Genomic DNA, 1,235 nt, shown 5'->3' on the forward strand with positions numbered 1-1,235 from the left:
ATCTTGCAGTCCTGTAATATGTGAATGAAAAACTTTTTTAGCAACAGTGACCATATTATCTTCTACCGATACTTCCTCATGAATGTTTTGCATCGGAGTATGTACAATCTCACGAGCTAATGTAATTTTCAGGTCTTGAAACCCTTGAAAACCTAGGTGTTTGCATAAGCGGAATATCGTTGCTTCGGAACTATTCGTAACTTCCGCTAATTCCGTAATCGATTTATGTACAACATCTTGTGGATGTTTCAAAATATGTTCGGCAATACTTCGTAATTTCGGTGATAAACCATTTACCGAAGCCTGAATCTTTCCAATCCCACTTTTTGTACCAGGCATAGTGTATCTTCCCCTTCCATAGTAGCTTTATCCCGTATTAACGGGCAGTAAGACTCCCACCTCAAAATTCGATGAATGCAAGGGAGTTAGGTGGGAGATCAACTGCCCGTAAAAACCCGATTGGTTCAACTAATAATCAGTGGGGATGACCCCCCCCACTGATTAAAGTTTCACTTTATTGTACCTAATTATTGAAAGAAGAAAAACCTTTATTCGGCATCTCTATACATTTTAATTTCTCATATGTATTCTTCCGTAGCATATGACACAATTATTCATACTTATTTCTAGTTTTCCCCATGCTTTACTGCGTATAAGGCAGCTTGTGTGCGGTCATCTACTTCCAATTTAGCCAATACGTTGGAAACATGTGTTTTAACCGTTTGTTCTGTAATATGAAGCGCCGCTGCAATCTCCTTATTGCTTCTTCCTTTCGCAATTTYACGAAGTACTTCTTGCTCCCTTTTCGTTAACATGGAAAAAGGATTCTCTTTTTCTTTCTTGACTGCTGACCGCCCTAATAGCGCAGGTGTTACCTTTGGATGAAAATTCGTATTCCCTTGATATACCGCAACAATTGACGCAACGAGTTGATCTGGCTGCACTTCTTTTAATTGATAACCATCTGCCCCAGCTTTTAATGCTGGTAAAACGTAATCTTGTTCCGAAAAACTACTGAGCATAAGAATTTTTATTGTCTCGTCATATTGTTTTATACGTTTTGTCGCTTCAATACCGTCCATTATAGGCATTGATATATCCATTAAAACTACATCTGGCTTTTCTTTTTGAACAAATGTTAATGCCTCTTCGCCATTTTCTGCTTCTCCAATAATTTCAAATTCCTCTCTCGTTTTCAAAAAGAATACGAGTCCCCTTCGAACGATATGATGATC

2 protein-coding genes are annotated in these 1,235 nt (G+C 38.2%); both read right to left on the reverse strand.

Annotated features, from left to right (window positions below):
• On the reverse strand, nucleotides 1-339 hold a 339-nt coding region (locus AC1DTM_RS27275; RefSeq protein WP_477001353.1), incomplete at its 3' end, for a MurR/RpiR family transcriptional regulator.
• Nucleotides 340-626: 287 nt separating this feature from the next.
• The coding region (locus tag AC1DTM_RS27280; protein ID WP_477001354.1) for a response regulator at nucleotides 627-1,235 on the reverse strand (609 nt) is incomplete at its 5' end.

The sequence above is a fragment of the Bacillus sp. P4_D3 genome, assembly GCF_056401855.1.